The sequence below is a fragment of the Nocardiopsis sp. NPDC057823 genome (genome assembly GCF_042797335.1).
Taxonomy (GTDB): domain Bacteria; phylum Actinomycetota; class Actinomycetes; order Streptosporangiales; family Streptosporangiaceae; genus Nocardiopsis; species Nocardiopsis changdeensis.
On the sequence record NZ_JBHVLR010000002.1, the window covers coordinates 330,609 to 347,964 of the forward strand.

Annotated in this window: 12 protein-coding genes; 10 read left to right on the forward strand and 2 right to left on the reverse strand. The window is 74.1% G+C overall.

Features of this window, described 5'->3' with window-relative positions:
* Positions 1–160 precede the first annotated feature (160 nt).
* Together ACFVNO_RS05750 and ACFVNO_RS05755 are read left to right on the forward strand one after the other, a co-directional pair.
* Positions 161–691: a hypothetical protein gene (locus tag ACFVNO_RS05750; RefSeq protein ID WP_378889696.1), complete on the forward strand. Its 531-nt coding sequence runs from the start codon at positions 161–163 to the stop codon at positions 689–691.
* Positions 688–4,410, forward strand: coding sequence for an AAA domain-containing protein (locus ACFVNO_RS05755; RefSeq protein WP_378889712.1), 3,723 nt, complete (start codon positions 688–690; stop codon positions 4,408–4,410). The genes ACFVNO_RS05750 and ACFVNO_RS05755 overlap by 4 nt, the downstream gene beginning before the upstream one ends.
* Positions 4,411–4,499: 89 nt before the next feature.
* On the opposite strand, the gene ACFVNO_RS05760 is transcribed toward ACFVNO_RS05755, so the two are convergent.
* Positions 4,500–4,769: a hypothetical protein gene (locus ACFVNO_RS05760; protein ID WP_378889715.1), complete on the reverse strand. Its 270-nt coding sequence runs from the start codon at positions 4,767–4,769 to the stop codon at positions 4,500–4,502.
* Between the two features lie 195 nt (positions 4,770–4,964).
* Between ACFVNO_RS05760 and ACFVNO_RS05765 the strand changes: the two genes are divergently transcribed.
* The 6 genes from ACFVNO_RS05765 (at position 4,965) to idi (ending at position 11,890) form a co-directional block, all read left to right on the forward strand.
* Positions 4,965–5,813: a hypothetical protein gene (locus ACFVNO_RS05765; protein ID WP_355255263.1), complete on the forward strand. Its 849-nt coding sequence runs from the start codon at positions 4,965–4,967 to the stop codon at positions 5,811–5,813.
* A gap of 207 nt (positions 5,814–6,020) precedes the next feature.
* Positions 6,021–6,803: a hypothetical protein gene (locus ACFVNO_RS05770; protein WP_378889718.1), complete on the forward strand. Its 783-nt coding sequence runs from the start codon at positions 6,021–6,023 to the stop codon at positions 6,801–6,803.
* A gap of 607 nt (positions 6,804–7,410) precedes the next feature.
* Complete coding sequence (locus ACFVNO_RS05775; RefSeq protein WP_355255257.1) at positions 7,411–8,811, forward strand: family 2B encapsulin nanocompartment shell protein; 1,401 nt, start codon at positions 7,411–7,413, stop codon at positions 8,809–8,811.
* Between the two features lie 80 nt (positions 8,812–8,891).
* Complete coding sequence (locus tag ACFVNO_RS05780; protein ID WP_355255254.1) at positions 8,892–10,136, forward strand: family 2 encapsulin nanocompartment cargo protein terpene cyclase; 1,245 nt, start codon at positions 8,892–8,894, stop codon at positions 10,134–10,136.
* 110 nt (positions 10,137–10,246) lie between these two features.
* A complete protein-coding gene (locus tag ACFVNO_RS05785) occupies positions 10,247–11,122 on the forward strand; it encodes a geranyl diphosphate 2-C-methyltransferase (protein WP_355255251.1) in 876 nt (291 codons plus the stop codon).
* Between the two features lie 159 nt (positions 11,123–11,281).
* A complete protein-coding gene (gene idi / locus ACFVNO_RS05790) occupies positions 11,282–11,890 on the forward strand; it encodes an isopentenyl-diphosphate Delta-isomerase (RefSeq protein WP_378889723.1) in 609 nt (202 codons plus the stop codon).
* A 98-nt stretch (positions 11,891–11,988) separates the two neighbouring features.
* Here idi and ACFVNO_RS05795 read toward each other — a convergent pair whose 3' ends face one another.
* Positions 11,989–14,262, reverse strand: coding sequence for a HelD family protein (locus ACFVNO_RS05795; RefSeq protein WP_378889726.1), 2,274 nt, complete (start codon positions 14,260–14,262; stop codon positions 11,989–11,991).
* A gap of 347 nt (positions 14,263–14,609) precedes the next feature.
* Between ACFVNO_RS05795 and ACFVNO_RS05800 the strand changes: the two genes are divergently transcribed.
* Together ACFVNO_RS05800 and ACFVNO_RS05805 are read left to right on the forward strand one after the other, a co-directional pair.
* Positions 14,610–16,820, forward strand: coding sequence for an anthranilate synthase component I (locus tag ACFVNO_RS05800; RefSeq protein WP_378889729.1), 2,211 nt, complete (start codon positions 14,610–14,612; stop codon positions 16,818–16,820).
* Between the two features lie 225 nt (positions 16,821–17,045).
* Positions 17,046–17,186 (forward strand): GPGG-motif small membrane protein, encoded by a 141-nt coding sequence (locus ACFVNO_RS05805; RefSeq protein WP_220562155.1) that lies wholly within the window; start codon positions 17,046–17,048, stop codon positions 17,184–17,186.
* Positions 17,187–17,356: the final 170 nt, after the last annotated feature.

The window sequence follows — 17,356 nt, forward strand, 5'->3', positions numbered from 1 at the left end:
GAGCGACGGGAGTGCTTCATGCGCACCATTCGGTTGGCCGGAAGCGGTCACCTGCTCGATTCCGCCGCCAGATATTTCGCTGACCTGATAAAACGTGCGTGCCGGAATGGTCGCGGACCGTGACAGAACGGTCCCTTTCGGCGAAGAGGAGTGTGCGCGGGTGCCGCGGGACGAGTCGCTGGTCAGCATCGGTTTCCAAGAGGACGTCACAGAGGAGGAGGCCGACCGGTACACCCGCGACCTGGCACTCCTTCTGGAACACCTCGACGTCGACGAGGTCCGGCCGGCCGAGGAGGGGGACTCCTCCGCCGGAACGCGGTCCGCCGACCCGGCCGCCGTCGCGGGAGCGGTGGTGGTCGTCGGAGTCCTCTTCAAACCGGTCCTCACCTCTCTGGTCTCGCTCGCCGGGACCTGGATCGAACAGAGCGGGCAGAGGTCGGTCACCGTGGAGGTCGACGGGAACAGGGTGACGGTCCAGGGGCGGATGGACCCCGCCGAAGTCGAGGCCTGCGTGCGGGCACTGCGTGCCCGGGAGCCCCGGCCGGCAGGGGAGGCCGACAGGCCCGGGGGACCCCTGGAGCCTCTGGAGGCCCGGGAGGCCGGGGAACCCCTGGAGCCTCTGGAGGCCCGGGAGGCCGGGGAACCCCTGGACGCAGGGGAGGGCGCGGAGGCGGAGGACACCGGAGCGTGAAGCGCACCGCCATCCTCATCGGTGTCAACTGCTACGAGGAACTCGACGACCTGCGCTCGCCGCACGCCGACGTCCTCTCCCTGGAGCGGGTGCTCAGGGCCAACGGCCACTACGACCGGATCCAGACGCTCCTGGACCCCGTCCGGAACGAGGCCATGGAGGTCCTCGAGGCGGCCCTCGCCGAGGCCGGCCCCCGGGACCTCCTCCTGATCTCCTTCTCCGGACACGGGCTGAAGGACAAACGGGGCCGCCTGCACCTGGCGCTCCGGGACACCCGGCGCAAGCGGCTCGAGACCACGGCGATCTCGTCGGAGGTCCTCAAGCGGCTCCTGGAGGACTCCAGGATGCGCAGCAGGGTGCTCCTGCTGGACTGCTGCTACGGCGGCGCCTTCGCGGACGGTTTCGCCACGCGCGGTGCGGAGGAGGAAGACCCGCTCGACCTCGAACGCCAGCTCAGCGACGGTGCCGGAATCTACGTCATCGCCGCCTCCGGAGCCCTGGAGCGGGCGCGCGAGGGGGACAACAGCCAGGGCGTCCGCCCCTCCCCCTTCTCCAGCGCGGTCATCCGGGGGCTGGCGGGGGCGGCCCCCGACGCCGACGGCGACGGGTGGATCGACGCGGTCGACCTCTACCAGCACGTCCACCGGGAGGTGGACGAGGTGGACGGGCAGCGCGTCACGGTCTCCTCGCTCGGGGTGCGCGGATCACTGATCCTGGCCCGGCACACCGGCGCCGCCACGGCCACGGGTCTGCCCGGCCGCGCCGACGGCGCGGCGGCTCCGGACACGGAGGCGCGCGGAGCGGGAGCGGGAAGGGGGATGCGTGACGCCTCCTCCGGCCGCGGCACCCGGACGGAGCCGTCGGCCCCGGCCCCGGGCACATGGTCGTGGGCGCCCTACCTCGACTACCTGCGTGACGGGCTGCTGCGCCAGAGCCTCCTCCAGCAGCTGCCCGATGCCGGGAGCCAGGACATCGCGGTCTGCGACATGGGATCGGAGGCCCTCCTCAGCCGGGCCCTGGAACGGTGGGCCCCGACCGGCCGGGCCGGGGATCTCGCCGGGGAGGCGGCCAAGGAGTCGCGTCCCCTGCGCTACGGCTACCCCGCGGTGCTGTTCGACCCTGCGCGCCGGGGCCGGAGGGGCGGGCGGCCCAAGGCCGCCCCCCTCGTCGTCATGGACGTGGAGATGGTGGAGGAGCCCGGGGGGCGGTTCCTCGTTCCGGTCGGTGAGCCCGAGCTCAACCGGGAACTGCTGCTCTCCGCCGAGGCCGTGGCCGAGGAGGACATCGAGGAGCTGCTCGCCTGGTTCGAGGCGGACCGGCCCGGGGACGGCGTCGCCGCGCTGTCGGACAGGGCGCGCACCGTGTGCGGGCGCCTGGGCCTGGCCATGGTGGACCGACTGGCCGCCGGAGGGCTGCGGCGGACCCTGGACCTCCGCCCCGGGGCGCAGCGCGGGGCATACAACGCCGCCCTGCTCTACCGCGGGGATCCCGCCGCCACGGCGGTCAAACAGCTCGTCGGCGACCTCGACCACCGCGAAGGCGGGAACGGCATCAGGCCCGGCGCCATCCGCGGGACGGCCCTGGGGGCGCTGTCCGAGCCCGCGGAGGCCGCACGCGAACACGGTGTCCATGCCCCCGCCGTGGTGACCGGCCACGGGAACTCCGCGCAGGAGGCCATCCTGGCCTCGGCGATGAACCGCACCCTCACCGTGGCGACGGGCGCCCCCGGCACGGGCAAGAGCGAACTCATCACCTCCGTGGTCACCACCGCCGTCGCCGCGGGGCAGTCGGTCCTGGTCGCCTCCACCAACAACACGGCCGTCGACGAGGTGGCCGGCCGGGTGAACCGGATCGGCGACGGGACGGCCCTCATGGTGCGCACCGGCAACCGTGAGCGGAGGGCGGCCGAGCCCGAGGCCCTCACCGCACTGCTGGCCGCCTCCTGGCCGGAGGCCGACGCCGCCACCGCCGGTGCCCGGCTGGCCGTCCACGAGCGGGCCCTCGGACAGGCCCGGCAGGAGCTCGCCGAGGCCGAGCGGCGCGAACGGCGGTCGGCCCTGATCGCCGGCACGCGCCGGCGCCTGCTCGGCGGCCTGCCCCCTCCCGTCACCGCCGAGTCCTTCGGGGACTCGCCGGACCTGCACGGCTGGAGGCACCGCGTGGGGGCGGCGATGGAGGCCCGGTGGACCGGCTGGTGGCACCGGTGGCGGAGCCGCCGCCTCCTGGGAATCGACGGTACGGAGACGGAGCTGGCCGCGGTCCTGTCCTTCCTGGAGGCCGAGCACGAGTGGCGGGCCCTGCGGGCCTCCTCCGCCGCGGCGCCGAGCCCGGAGGAGACGGCCGCCCGCATCCGCCGGATCAGGGCCGAGCGCCGCGAGGCCTCCGAGGAGTACCTGCTGGGCCGGACGGCGGAGGCGCTCCGCCGGGGGCGAGGCGTCATCGAGGGCCGTCTGCGCGACCTGGCGTCGAAGCAGAAGTCCTGGAAGGGCATGCGGTCCCTGGTGCGCACGGTGCGGGCGTGGGCCGTCACGTCCCGGTCGGTGCGCGGCGTCTTCCCCCCGGATCCGGGTCTGTTCGACCTCGTCGTGGTGGACGAGGCCACCCAGTGCACCGTGGCCGACCTCGTCCCCCTGCTCTACCGGGCGCGGCGCGCCCTCGTCATCGGGGACCCCCACCAGCTCCAGCCGGTCGATCCGCTCGACTCCGAGGACGACCGCCGCCTGCAGGCGGTGCACGGCCTCGACCGCGCCCTCCTGGAGGAGCGGTCGCTCGGCCTCACCGGTGCCTCGGCCTACCACGCCGCCGCGTCCGCGCTCGTCGAAGGGGGCGGGGAAGTGCTCTGGCTGGACGAGCACTACCGCTGCCACCCCGACATCATCGCCCCGGTGAACCGGCGGTTCTACGGAGGCCGCCTGTCGGTGCGCACTGACACCGCGTCCCTGGCCGCGCCCGTGGAGCCGGCCGTCCGATGGATCGACGTCCAGGGGAGCTGCGAGCGGCCCCGGGCCGGCTCGTGCCTCAACCGGAAGGAGGGGGAGGCGGTGCTCGAACTGCTGAGGGAACTCTGGCGGACCCTCCCCCCGGACGCGGGCATCGGTGTGGTGTCGCCCTTCGCCGCACAGGTCCGCTGGTTCGAGGAGAACCTGGGCGAGCAGGCGGCCGAGAGGATCCGGGTGGGTACGGCCCACCGTTTCCAGGGCGGGGAACGGGACGTGGTCGTGATCTCGCCGACGGCCGCCACGGGGGTGCACCGGAACGCCGGGCAGTGGGCCCTGAGCCGGCAGAACCTGTGGAACGTCGCGGCGACACGGGCCAGGTCGCGCTTGTACATCGTGGGCGACCGGCGCTACTGGGAGGAGAAGGGCGGCCTGCTCGCCGACCTCGCCTCCGCCGGAGGCCCGGCTGAGGAGACCGGGCTGGACGCGGCGGGCGTCCTGCTCTTCGAGGCGCTCCTGGCGCGGGGGCGGGACCCCCGGGTCGGGCACCGCGCCGGAGGGTACTCGTGCGACCTGGTGGTGCCCGGGCCGGACGGGGACACGGCCGTCGTACTCGACGGGGCGGCGCCGGACACCACGGGTTCGTCCATCCCGGGGCGGGCCCTGGAGCGAACGGTGGACCGCGTCGGGCTCTTCGCCGCCGTCTCGGGGATGCGGACGGTACGGGTGCCCGCCTGGCGGTGCCTGGCCGAACCCGAGGCCGTGGCGGCCGAACTGGTATGAGCCGGCGCTCCGGACGGCCCTGCCGGCCTGCCGCCCCGGACCGGCGCCCGGCGGAGTCCGCGGGCGCCGTCCCGGGCGGGTGGGGGCGGTCAGGCGTGGCGGGAGCGGCCGGTCGCGGTGCGGTGGAGCAGGGCGGGGGAGCGTGCGCCCCGCCGGGCGGCGGACCGGCCGGTGCGGCCCGGTCCGGTGCCGGGGCGTCCGCGGCCCGCGGCGAACCGGGCGCACCAGCCCGAGCACGAGCAGCCGGGCCGGGCGCAGCGGCCGGTGACGGCGCGGCGCTTCGGGGCCGCCATCAGCACCGGGCCGCACGCCGCCGAGTCGAGCCTCAATACGGTGCCGTTGCGTTTCCGAGTGTTCACCGGGCGAACGTACCCCGCGTCCCGGAACGGGGGAAAGGGATTTTCCGGCCCTGACCGGGAGCCCCGGGGCGGGGCGCGGCCGCGGTCCCCCGGCGGTGGTGGGCATGGGGCGGGTGGGGCTGGGGAGTGTCGTGGGAGTGGGGTAAAACTGGGCGAAGTTCGTATATCCCCCGACAAGTGAAGACAGGATCCCCCGTGTCCCTGAAACCCCTGACCCGGAACCCGCGCGCGGCGCTGTGCGCGGTGGTGGTCGCGGCGACGGCCCTGACCGGATGCGCCCCCGCCGAGAACCTCCTCAACGACGTCGTCCGGGACGTGACCGGTGTCCCGATCACCCATGACCAGGTCGACCGCGACGACCCGTTCGGCGGCACCGAGGCCGAGGAGTACGGGGAGGAGTTCACCGTCCCCGAGGCGGCCGCGGTCGGCGAGTACCCCGCCGACCGGGTCCAGGAGGCCTACGACACCACCGGCGAGCTGCTGGAGGCGGTCTACCTGGACCGGGACTCCGTCTTCGGCGGCGACGACATGCGCTTCCGGTCCCTGCTGTCCGGGCAGGCGATGGACTGGTACGAGAAGTACCACGGGCACGAGGACCCCGCGCTCGACAGCCGCTCCCTGCTCTTCCACCTCACGCCCGGGACCGCCGAGCCCATCGGCGACGTGGTCAAGGTGGACGGCCGGATGTGGGCGGAGACCGCCGAGGACCAGTACGGGACGCCGTACCTGGCGGTGCACACCGAGTACACCGTCGTCCACCCCGTCGCCCGGCCGGGCGAGGAGGTGTCGGTGCGCCTGGTCACCTCGCACTACGGGGAGGTGTCCTTCTACGACGTCGGCGGCCGCTGGGAGGCCTGGCCGAACTGGTGGCGCTCGGCCGGCCCGGTGCACTGCGTGTGGGACGAGTACACCTTCACGCCCGCCTACTCCGACGAGGCGCCCGAGGGCGAGCGCCCCGAGGGCTGGATCGAGGACGACCCCTACGACCTGGAGTCCGCTCGCGACATGGACGAGGAGGAGTGCGGGGCCATCGGCGCCACCTGACGCCCCCGCCCCGCGACCCGCGGCCCGCCCGGCGGCCCCCGCCGGGCGGGCCGCCCGTGTTCGCGGGTGCATCGTGGGAGAACGGAACCGCCGACCTGTGCGTCACAGCGGGTGGACCGACGGGAAGGGCACCGCATGCGCGCACCGGATGACGAATTGTTCCCTGTCGGACTCCTCGGTGGTTGTTCGTACGTTCTGCTGCTCTTCATGATCTCCCTCGCCGTTCCCGTGGCGGCGGTGCTCTCGGTGATGATGAGACCTCCGGACAGCCCTTTCCCCTGGAGCATCTTCGTTCTCTGGGGCCTCGCGGCCCTCGGCGTGGTCTGTCTGCTCCACCTGGGGCACGTCCGCTTCGGTGAGCGGAACGGGGTGGCCCGCCCCCGGGCCAGGACGCTGATGCTCACCGCCGCCGTGGCCGTGTCCTATCTCCAGACGGTTCTCACCGCGCACCTCACCGGCGGGTCCCCCGTGGGCTGGTCCTGGGCGGCTGCGTTCGCCGCGGCCGCGGGCGCGATCGTCGTCATGGCGGCCTTCGCTCTGGACGAGGGGCGCGCAGTCCGGTGGGCGGTCGTCGGCCTCGTCCTGGTGTGTACGGCACGGGCGGGCCTCGACCTCCACCTGCACCGGACCGAGTACCGCGTTCGGCCCGACACGGAGGTGGCAGGACCGTCCGGTCACCCGTACGGCGTGCCCCTGTCGGACACCGGCCTGTGGACCGCGGCCGGTGCGGTCGGCCGCGGCGGGGAGATCTCCCCCGACCGCACCGGAACCGACGGGGCCCGGGCCGGTACCGCCACTCGGCAGGCCCATGGCGGCGAGTGCGGCGACGCCTCCGATGGCCGTCCGGTGCCGGTCCACTGCCGGACCGCCGCCGACCTCTGGGCGGAGTACGAGGCGGACGGCCCCGGATCCTGTCGCCCCGGGGCCCCACCGGAGGCCCGGACCTCCTGCGAGCGGGATGGTTCCCGTCCGCCTGCGCCGATGGCGTGATGTGGCCGGCGCAGTCGGCTCTGTCGCCTGACGGGGTCCTTCGGGCGGACGAGGAGGAGTGCGGGGCCATCGGCGCCACCTGACGCCCCCGCCCCGCGACCCGCGGCCCGCCCGGCGACCCCCGCCGGGCGGGCCGCCGTCCGTTGACGGGGTTCCCACCCGTCACCGGGGGCCGGGCCGGAAACGGGGGAGCGGGGGTGACCGGGAACCCCTCGGGTGGGCGTCGCACCGTGGCCGGTAATGCGGCATTGGTGTTCCTTGAGGCTTTTGTGGGAGTGGCGGATCGCGGCTTTATGTCGCGATATTCCCATGTGCGTGAGACGTGGCTCACGGAAATGAAAGACGGGGTTTATTTTAAGGGTCTTCGTACTTTTAGGTTATCGGATCACCAGTGGTCGCGGTTCGCCGGGAAAATTCCCCGTTCGCTTGCGGGGCCGGTGGCGGCGCCTCTAGCGTGGGCAGCGCTTTCGCGGTCGGGGGACGCATTCGCATGCCGCTTCCGGACCGCGTCCGGCGACCGAATCGAACCTTTTCCCACCTTGTTCCGGGGTCCCTTTCAGCGGGTGCGGAACGGGGACCCTCACACGACACAGGAGAGAGACGGCCGATGTCGACCGAAGCCCCCGAGGTGCGTAGCGGTCAGCAGAAGAGCCTGAGCACCGCCGCCGCGCGGAATCTGGCCACCACCACCAAATCCGCCCCGCAGATGCAGGGCAAGAGCTCCCGCTGGGTGCTCAAGACCCTGCCCTGGGTGCAGACCGAGGGCGGCGTCTACCGGGTCAACCGCCGACTGACCTACACCGTGGGCGACGGCCGCATCGAGTTCCAGCAGACCGGTTCGCAGGTCCAGGTGATCCCCCGCGAACTCGGCGAGCTGGCGCTGCTGCGCGGCTTCGAGGACGAGGAGGTGCTCGCCGACCTCGCCGGCCGCTTCGAGCAGCAGGAGTTCGAGCCCGGCCAGGTCCTGGTCTCCGAGGGCGACCCGGTGGACCGCCTGTACCTCATCGTGCACGGCCGGATCAGCCGCATCGCCACCGGCCGCTACGGCAGCGCCGACCGCCTGGGCGTGCTCGCCGACGGCGAGCAGTTCGGCGAGTCCCACCTGGTGGCGGAGGACCCGGTGTGGGACTCCACCTACCGGGCCGACACCGCGGGCGTGCTGCTCTCGCTCACCCGCCGCGACTTCGCCGAGGCGGTGGACCGCTCCGAGGCGCTGAGCTTCCACGTGCAGATGTTCGGGGCCCTGCCGGAGCAGCGCCAGAACAAGTACGGCGAGGCCGAGATCGAGCTGGCCTCGGGCCACGACGGCGAGTTCGAGCTCCCGCAGACCTTCGTCGACTACGAGCTCAGGCCCCGCGAGTACGAGCTCAGCGTCGCCCAGACGGTCCTGCGCATCCACAGCCGGGTCGCCGACCTCTACAACAAGCCGATGAACCAGACCGAGCACCAGCTCCGCCTGACCATCGAGGCGCTGCGCGAGCGCCAGGAGTACGAGCTGGTCAACAACGAGGACTTCGGCCTGCTCCGCAACGCCGACTTCGGCCAGCGCATCCAGGCCCAGGACGGTCCGCCCACCCCGGACGACCTGGACGACCTCATCACCATGCGGCGCAACACCCAGTTCCTGTACGCGCACCCCAAGGCGATCGCGGCGTTCGCCAAGGAGTGCAACAAGCGCGGCCTGTCCCTGGACACCGCCGAGATCAACGGCAACCGGGTGCCCGCCTGGCGCGGTATCCCGCTGCTGCCCTGCGGCAAGATCCCCGTCACCGAGCACCGGACCTCCTCGATCATCGCGGTGCGCACCGGCGAGGACAACGAGGGCGTCATCGGCCTGCACCAGACCGGGCTGCCCGACGAGGTGGAGCCGGGGCTCAGCGCGCGGTTCATGGGGATCGACGACAAGGCCGTCATCTCCTACCTGGTCAGCACCTACTACTCGGCCGCGATCCTGGTGCCCGACGCCGTCGGGATCCTGGAGAACATCGAGGTCAGGCCGCGTGCCTGACGCATCGCCGACACGATCGGCGGCGGTGCCGGGCCCACCGGCACCGCCGCGGACGACACCGACGAAGGAGGGGTGACACGGTGTCCTCGCTGTCCAGGCTGTTCGCTGCTCCCGCCGCGCCCGAGATCGCGGCGCTGGTGGACGCGGTGCTGCGCGATCCCCGGCGCCCCGGCCCGGCCGAGCTGCCGGTGCGGGCCCCCGCCCCTGCGGGCCCGGGGGCCGGAGTCGGATCCCCGTCCCTGCCGGTCCACCCGCCGGGCCTGCGCCCGGCGGGGTCCTCCGGCGCGGTCGCCTCCGCTCCCGCGGTCCCCGCGTCCCCCGCCGACCCCGGGACCCGGGTGGCGGGCGGGGAGGCCGACCCCGTGCCGGTCCTGTACTGCCCGCCCGCCATGCGCGACGACCCGGCGCTGGGCGACGAGGTGGACGACCGGCTCGTGGAGTGGGCCGAGGAGGTCGGCGTCTACCCCGGCCAGCTCGACCGGGTGCGGGCCGCCGGGTTCGGGCGGCTCATCATGCTCGCCCACCCCGAGACCGACGACCCCGACCGCCTGCTGGCCGCCGCCAAGTGCGCCCTGGCCGAGTGGTCGGTGGACGACCACTACGTGGACGGGGAGGTCGAGGAGGCCCGGCACGACCTGCTCGGGCAGCGCCTGGCCATCGCCCACTCGGTGATCGACCAGGCCCACCTGCCGCGCCGCTACGCGCCCGTCCTGGAGCGGGTGGTACAGGCCGACCCGGTCGCGGTGGCGCTGCGCTCCAGCATCGACAATCTGGCCCGGTACGCCACCTGGCAGCAGGTGCGCAGGCTCCGGCACGAGCTGGCCATCATGTTCGTCGCCTACAACCAGGAGGGCGTCTGGTACACCAGCGGGCAGCGCCCGCCGGTGTGGGAGTTCCTCATGCACCGGCACGAGAACAGCTTCGTGCCCTGCATGGCCCTCATCGACCCGGTGGCCGGCTACGAGCTGCCCGCCGAGCAGTTCGGCCGCCCCGAGGTCCGGCGGGTGTTCACCCTGGCCGGATCCGCCAGCGTCATCGTCAACGACCTCTACTCCATGGGCAAGGAGGACGTCGACGACTTCAGCCTGCCCCGGCTCATCGAGACCGAGGACGGCTGCACGGCCCGCGAGGCGATGGTGCGCACCGTCGAGATCCACGATGAGCTCATGCACACCTTCGAGGCGGAGGCCGCCGCCCTGGCCGCCACCGGCCCGCCCGAGCTCGGCCGGTTCCTGTGGGGCCTGTGGGCCTGGATGGGCGGCAGCCGCGAATGGCACGCCAGCACCGCCCGCTACCACCGGCCCGCCGAGACCGCCCGGGCCTGACGGCCGGCACGGGCCCCCGAACGCAACGCACACCCTTCCGGCACGCGCGCTTTTCGCGTGCCCGCGGGGCGCCGCCCCGCGCCATCACGACGACAAGGAGTTCCCTCCCGATGACCGACACCATGCCCGCGCCTTCGGCCGCACCCTCGGAGAAGGTCCTGCGCACCGCCTACCAGGAGTCGGTGGCCGCCTACTGGAACGCCGAGCAGGACCCGGTCAACATCCGCCTCGGCGAGGTCGACGGCCTCTTCCACCACCACTACGGGGTGGGGGACTACGACCCCTCCGTCCTGGAGGGACCGGAGGAGACCCGGGACCGGCGCATCATCGAGGAGATGCACCGCCTGGAGACGGCCCAGGCCGACCTGCTGCTGGACCACCTGGGCCCGCTCGGCCCCCAGGACCGGATCATGGACACCGGGTCCGGGCGCGGCGGGACGAGCTTCATGGCCAACGCCCGGTTCGGCTGCAGCGTGGACGGGATCAGCATCTCCCAGAAGCAGGTGGACTTCGCCAACGCCCAGGCCCGCGAGCGCGGGGTGGACGACAAGGTGAACTTCCACTTCCGCAACATGCTCGACACCGGCTTCGAGACCGGCTCGCTCAGCGCCAGCTGGAACAACGAGTCCACCATGTACGTGGACCTGTTCGAGCTCTTCGCCGAGCACGCCCGCCTGCTCAGGCACGGCGGCCGCTACGTGACCATCACGGGCTGCTACAACGACGTGACCGGCGGCCGCTCCAAGGCGGTCAGCCGCATCGACGAGCACTACACCTGCAACATCCACCCGCGCAGCCACTACTTCAAGGCCATGGCGGCCAACGGGCTGGTCCCCATCTCCGTGGTGGACCTGACCGACGCCACCATCCCCTACTGGGAGCTGCGGCAGCGCTCCTCCGTCGCCACGGGCGTCGAGGAGCCCTTCCTGACGGCCTACCGTGAGCGCAGCTTCCACTACCTGCTCATCGCGGCCGACCGCATCTGAGGCCTCCGGGCCGCGGGGCCTCCGCCCCCGGCCCGGACGCCGTGCTTCCCGGAGCGGCCCGGTCCGCCCCGGGGAGACCGCGCCCCGGACCCCGGCGCACGCCGTGCCCGCCTCCGGCGGGCACGGTCCCCCGCATCCGCACCGAACCCGAGGACGGCGATGTCCCACTCCCTGAGCACGAGTACGAACACCGCGGCGCCCGAGCGCCCCGCCCCGGCACCCGGGCAGGACCCGATCCTGCTGGAGCTGGTGGACGAGAACGGGGTCACCACCGGCATCGCGGAGAAGCTGTCGGCCCACCGCGCGCCGGGCGTCCTGCACCGGGCGTTCTCCGTCTTCCTCGTGGACGGGGAGGGCCGCCTGCTGCTGCAGCGGCGCGCCCGCGGCAAGTACCACTCGCCGGGGGTGCTCACCAACACCTGCTGCGGCCACCCCTACCCGCAGGAGCGGCCGCTGATCGCGGCGCTGCGCCGGGTGGGCGAGGAGCTGGGGGTGGCGCCCGCCCTGCTGCGCGAGGCGGGGACGGTGGCCTACCGCCACCCCGACCCGGCGTCGGGCCTGGTGGAGCACGAGTTCAACCACCTCTTCGTGGGGCGCCTGGACCTGCCGGCCGACCCCGACCCCGACGAGGTCGAGGAGGTCCTCGCGGTGGGCCCCGAGGAGCTGGAGCGCCTGCGCGCCGCGGAGCCGTTCTCGGCGTGGTTCACCACGGTCTGGGACGCGGCCCGCCCGCAGGTCCGCGACCTGGCGCCCGGGGCGGGCTGGTAGACCCGCCCGGCGGCGCCACTGCGCCACGGCGCCATACCGCCGTGCCGCCACGGCGCCGCGGTGCCGTCGCACCGCGGCACCGCGGCCGCACAGCCGCGTCAGGGGGCGAGCCGGGAGAGCACGGGCGGCAGCGGGCCGGTGTGCGCGACGGCGAGGCGGCGGGTGGCGCGGGTCAGGGCGACGTACAGGTCGTTGGCGCCGCGCGGCGCCGCCAACAGGGCGTTGGGGTCCACGACCACCACGGCGTCGAACTCCAGCCCCTTGGACTCGGTGGCGGTCAGCGCCACCACGTCGTGCTCCAGGTCCCGGGCCCCGGCGGCCCCGGGCAGGGCGGCCCGCACGGCCCCGATGCGCGCGTCGGCCGTGATCACCGCGACCTTGCCCTCGCCGATCTCCGCGCGCTCGGCCGCCACCAGGCCGGCCAGGCCCGCGAGGTCGGCGGGCAGCGGTACGGCGCGCGGCGGGGCGCCGTCCTCGCGCACCGACTCCGGGGGCTCCTCGTCCGGTGCGGCGGCGCGCAGCACGTCGGCGGCCACGGCCATGATCGGCGCGGGCGTGCGGTAGTTCACCCGCAGCCGCTCCACGTGCACCTTGCCCGGGGCGTACGGCTCCAGGACACCGGTCCAGGAGGCGGCGCCCGCGGCGCTGCCGGTCTGGGCGAGGTCGCCCACGACGGTGAGGGAGCGGGTGGGCACCCGGCGCATCACCGTGCGCCAGGCCATGGGCGACAGCTCTTGGGCCTCGTCGACGATGACGTGCCCGTAGGTCCACTCGCGGTCGCCGCCGGCGCGTTCGGCCGTGGTGAGGCCGGTGCCGCGGTCGCGGTGCCGCTCGGCCAGGTCGGCGGCGCTCATCATCCCGTCCTCGAACAGGCCGGTGAACTCCAGCACGCCCTGGGCGTAGCGCTCCTCCTCGGCGCGCTCGGCGGCGGCGCGGCGCTCCCGGGCCCGGCGGCCGGAGTCGTCGCGGCCCAGCAGCTCGGCGGCCTCGTCGAGCAGCGGCACGTCCTCGACGGTCCAGTCCGCGGCGCCCCCGTCCGCGGGCCGGTGCAGCAGGGCGGTTTCGGCGGGGGAGTACCCGGCCCGCCCGCCCACCCGGGCCAGCGCGTCGGCGTCGGCGAACAGCTCCCGCAGCAGCCGCCGCGGGGACAGGAGCGGCCACAGCGCGTCCAGGGCGTCGCGCACCGGGTCCTCGGCCCACAGGCGCTCGCCGACGTAGCGCACGTCCTCCTCCGGCAGCGCGCGCCCCAGCAGCGCGGCCTCGGCGCGGGCGAGCTCGGCCAGCAGCGCGTTGACGGCGTACTTGCGGGCGACGTTGTGCCCCAGGCGCAGGCCGCGCGCGGTGCGCACGATGCGCTCGCAGGCCTCCCCGGGCACGGTCAGCACCCCGGCGTCGGCCTCCACCAGGAGGTCGTCGGAGCCGAACGCCTCGCGCGGGGTGCGCTGGCGGTCCCGGACCGCGGCGCGGACCAGGGCGGTGACGCGGGTGTCGCCCTTGAGGGCGGCGACCCGGTAGGGGTCGTGCCGGGTCGCGGAGACCCCGGGGAAGAGTTCGCCGACCGTGCGCAGGACCGCGTCGGTCTCGCCCAGGGAGGGCAGGACGTCGCCGATGTAGCGCAGGAACGCCGGGTTGGGCCCCACCACCAGGACGCCGCGCCGCTCCAGGACGTCGCGGTGGGTGTAGAGCAGGTAGGCGGCGCGGTGCAGGGCGGCGACGGTCTTGCCGGTCCCGGGCCCGCCCTGGACCACGAGCACGCCGTCGAGCCGGGCCCGGATCACCCGGTCCTGCTCGGTCTGGATGGTGGCGACGATGTCGCCCATGCGCCCGGTGCGGCCGCCGCCCAGCGCGGCCAGCAGGGCGGCCTCGCCGACGAGTTGGCGGCGATCGGCGTCGCCGAGCCCGTCGAGGTCGAACACCTCGTCGTCCACCCCGGTCACCCGGCGGCGGCGCACCCGCAGGTGGCGGCGGCGGGTCACCCCGTTCGGGTCGCCGGGGGTGGCGGCGTAGAAGGGGCGGGCGGCCGGGGCCCGCCAGTCCACGAGGATGGTCTCGTAGTCGGCGTCGCGCAGGCCGATCCGCCCGATGTAGCGGGCCTCGGGGCCGTCGCCGTGCACGAGGTCGATCCGGCCGAAGCACAGGCCCTCCTCGACCGCTCCCAGGCGGGCGCGCTCCCGGGCGTGCTCGAAGGTGCGGGTCTCGCGCTCCACCAGGGCGGCGAACCCGCTGCGGTCCTGCAGCTGGGCGTCGGAGAGCCGCAGCTCGGTGCGGGCGCGCAGCTCGTCCAGCCGCTCGTACATCGCGGTGACCCGGGCCTGCTCGGCGGCCAGGGCCTCCCGTTCGGACGACCGTGCTTCGGGAGCGGATTGACTCACTGGTCTCCTCGTGGTAAGATCAGCGTTGATATCAAGACTGATGTCAGGTATTCATCGGGCAGAGCCCCTCACCGTAGCACGCCGCCCCCGGGCGTGCCACCCGTGCTCCGCCGCCCGCGACGCGTTCCGGCGGATTTCCCCGAAGGACTCCCCAGCGGTCCGCGCGCCCGCTACACTCTGCCCCATGCGAAACACCTCCGTTCAGGCCCAGTGGTGGCGCCGCTCCTAGGCGGCGCCCACGTTTCGCGTATCTCTCGCAGCGACCGCCCCGGACCGGCGGTCGTTCTCCTTTCGCGGCCCCGGCCGGTGCAGCCCACCCCGACCGACCAGCGCCCGAAGGACCGGCCGTGACACCCAGCGACGCACAGACCACCACGTACCGCACCCGGGGCGGCGTGACCGTCCACCGCCAGGCCACCCCCTGCGACCCCGAGGTCCTCACCGACCTCGTCCGCGACGTCGAGACCCGCCGCGGCGGCGTGCTGTCCTCCGGCATGGAGTACCCGGGCCGGTACGACCGCTGGCACCTGGGGTACGTGGACCCCTGCCTGGAGCTGACCGCCCGCGGGCGCCGGGTCACCGCCACCGCCCTCAACGACCGCGGCCGCGTGCTGCTCCCCGTCGTCGCCGACGCCCTGGAGCCCACCGGCGTCGACTTCGAGAGCGGTCCCGCGCACGCCGCGGTCACCGTCCCCGAGCCCGACCCGGGCGTGTTCTTCACCGAGGAGGAGCGCAGCCGCCGCCCCAGCGTCTTCACCGCGCTGCGCGCCGTCATCGACGCCCTGAGCGCTCCGGAGGACCCCAACCTGGGCCTGTACGGCGCCTTCGGCTACGACCTGGCCTTCCAATTCGAGCCCATCGAGCGGTACATCGACCGCGACCCCGCCGACCGCGACCTCGTCCTGCACCTGCCCGACGCGATCGTCGTGCGCGACCGCAAGCGCGAGACGTGCGTCCGCTACACCTACGACTTCGCCGTCCCGGCCGCCGGCGGCCGGGACGCGGCCGACACCCGGGGCCTGCCCCGCGAGACCGAGCCGACCCCGCCGGTGGTCGCCACCGAGGTGCCCGACGGGCCCGAGCCCGGCTCCTACGCCGCCGTGGTGGCCCGCGCCAAGGAGAAGTTCCGCCGCGGCGACCTCTTCGAGGTCGTCCCCGGGCACCGCACCTACGCCCGCTGCTCCTCGCCCGCCCGCTTCTACGAGCAGCTGCGCGAGCGCAACCCCGCGCCGTACGAGTTCTTCTTCAACCTGGGCGAGGGCGAGTACCTGGTCGGCGCCTCCCCGGAGATGTTCGTGCGGGTCAGCGGCGAGCCGGGCCGGGGGCAGCGGGTGGAGACCTGCCCCATCTCCGGCACCATCCGCCGCGGCGAGGACGCCCTGGGCGACGCCGAGAACATCCAGGAGCTGCTCTCCTCCGTCAAGGAGAAGTCCGAGCTCACCATGTGCACCGACGTCGACCGCAACGACAAGTCGCGGGTGTGCGAGCCGGGCAGCGTCCGGGTCATCGGCCGCCGCCAGATCGAGATGTACTCGCGGCTCATCCACACCGTCGACCACATCGAGGGGACGCTGCGCCGGGAGTTCGACGCGCTGGACGCATTCCTCACCCACATGTGGGCGGTCACGGTGACCGGGGCGCCCAAGACCTGGGCGATGCGGTTCATCGAGCAGAACGAGACCAGCCCGCGCCGCTGGTACGGCGGCGCCGTCGGGGTGATCAACTTCGACGGGTCGATGAACACCGGGCTGACCCTGCGCACCGCGCACATCCGCGACGGGGTCGCGGCCGTGCGGGTGGGGGCCACCCTGCTCTACGACTCCGACCCCGAGGCGGAGGAGCGCGAGACCTTCCTCAAGGCGCGCGCCCTGCTGGAGACCCTGGCGCTGAGCGAAGAGGCCCCGGACGCCGCCGGGGAGCCCGCTGGCCGGGAGGCGGACGCGCCGGCCGAGCGCCCGGGCGAGGGCCTGAAGGTGCTGTTGGTCGACCACGAGGACTCGTTCGTCAACACCCTGGCCGACTACGTGCGCCGCCACGGGGCCGAGGTCACCACGGTCCGCTACGGGTTCGAGCCGGAGCTGCTGGACCGGCTGGCGCCGGACCTGGTGGTGCTCTCGCCCGGGCCGGGGCTGCCCGAGGACTTCGGGATGGCGGCCCTGCTCGACGCGCTGGAGGCCCGCCGCCTGCCGGTGTTCGGGGTGTGCCTGGGTCTCCAGGGCATGGTGGAGCACGCGGGCGGGGAGCTGCGCACCCTGGACGCGCCGGTGCACGGCAAGCCGGGACGGGTCCGCGCGCTGGGCGGGGACCTGGTGGCCGGGCTGGGCGAGGACGGGGTGTTCCAGGCGGCCCGGTACCACTCCACCTGCGCGCTGCCCGACCAGGTCAAGAACTACCAAGTCACCGCGGTCATCGACGCCGAGGGGGAGGAGCCGGTGGTGATGGCGATCGAGGACCGGGAGAACCGCCGCTACGCGGTGCAGTTCCACCCGGAATCGATCCTCACCGCCTCGGTCGGCGAGGAGATCGTGGCACGGGCGCTGCGCCTGGCCCGCCGCTGACCCGCGGGTGCGCGGCCGGGACCCCTGCGCGGGTCCCGGCCGCACACCGCCCGCACGGGCGGTGCGCCGGGGGCCCGGAGCCGGGGTCCGCGGGCGGATCGCGACCGTGTCGCGGCCCACACGGAGCGCCGCCCACCAGGCCGGATCCGGTGCGGCACGGGGCCTGGGCGCTCTCTTCGCGGTGACGGTGAGTTTGATCGATTCGTTATCGGTTAGTGGTTGTGCATGGGTATTTTGCTGACAATCCTCGGAATCATCCTTCTCGTCGCCGGCGTCCTCGGGGTGCTGCGGGGCCAGCTCCTGTGGGGCATCATCGCCATCGTGCTCGGCCTCATCCTGACCCCCGGCTACTTCTTCGGCCTCTAGTGCCCGGCGTCCCGCACTCCCGGCGGGGCCGGGAGGCCGCTCCCTCGCGGCCCGCGGACGGTCCGCGGACGGCCCCGGCCCGCCGGGCGTGCGGCCAGCGCCGCCGCGCCCCCGGACGTGTACCCTCGTGGAAGGCTGATCAGCCCCGACCCCGTCACACGCCCCCGTGT

Bases quoted from the DNA above. Each gene is read 5' to 3' on its own strand.
- ACFVNO_RS05770 (WP_378889718.1), top strand. From the start codon at position 6,021: ATGATCTCCCTCGCCGTTCCCGTGGCGGCGGTGCTCTCGGTGATGATG.
- ACFVNO_RS05775 (WP_355255257.1), top strand. From the start codon at position 7,411: ATGTCGACCGAAGCCCCCGAGGTGCGTAGCGGTCAGCAGAAGAGCCTG.
- ACFVNO_RS05785 (WP_355255251.1), top strand. From the start codon at position 10,247: ATGACCGACACCATGCCCGCGCCTTCGGCCGCACCCTCGGAGAAGGTC.
- idi (WP_378889723.1), top strand. From the start codon at position 11,282: ATGTCCCACTCCCTGAGCACGAGTACGAACACCGCGGCGCCCGAGCGC.
- ACFVNO_RS05805 (WP_220562155.1), top strand. From the start codon at position 17,046: ATGGGTATTTTGCTGACAATCCTCGGAATCATCCTTCTCGTCGCCGGC.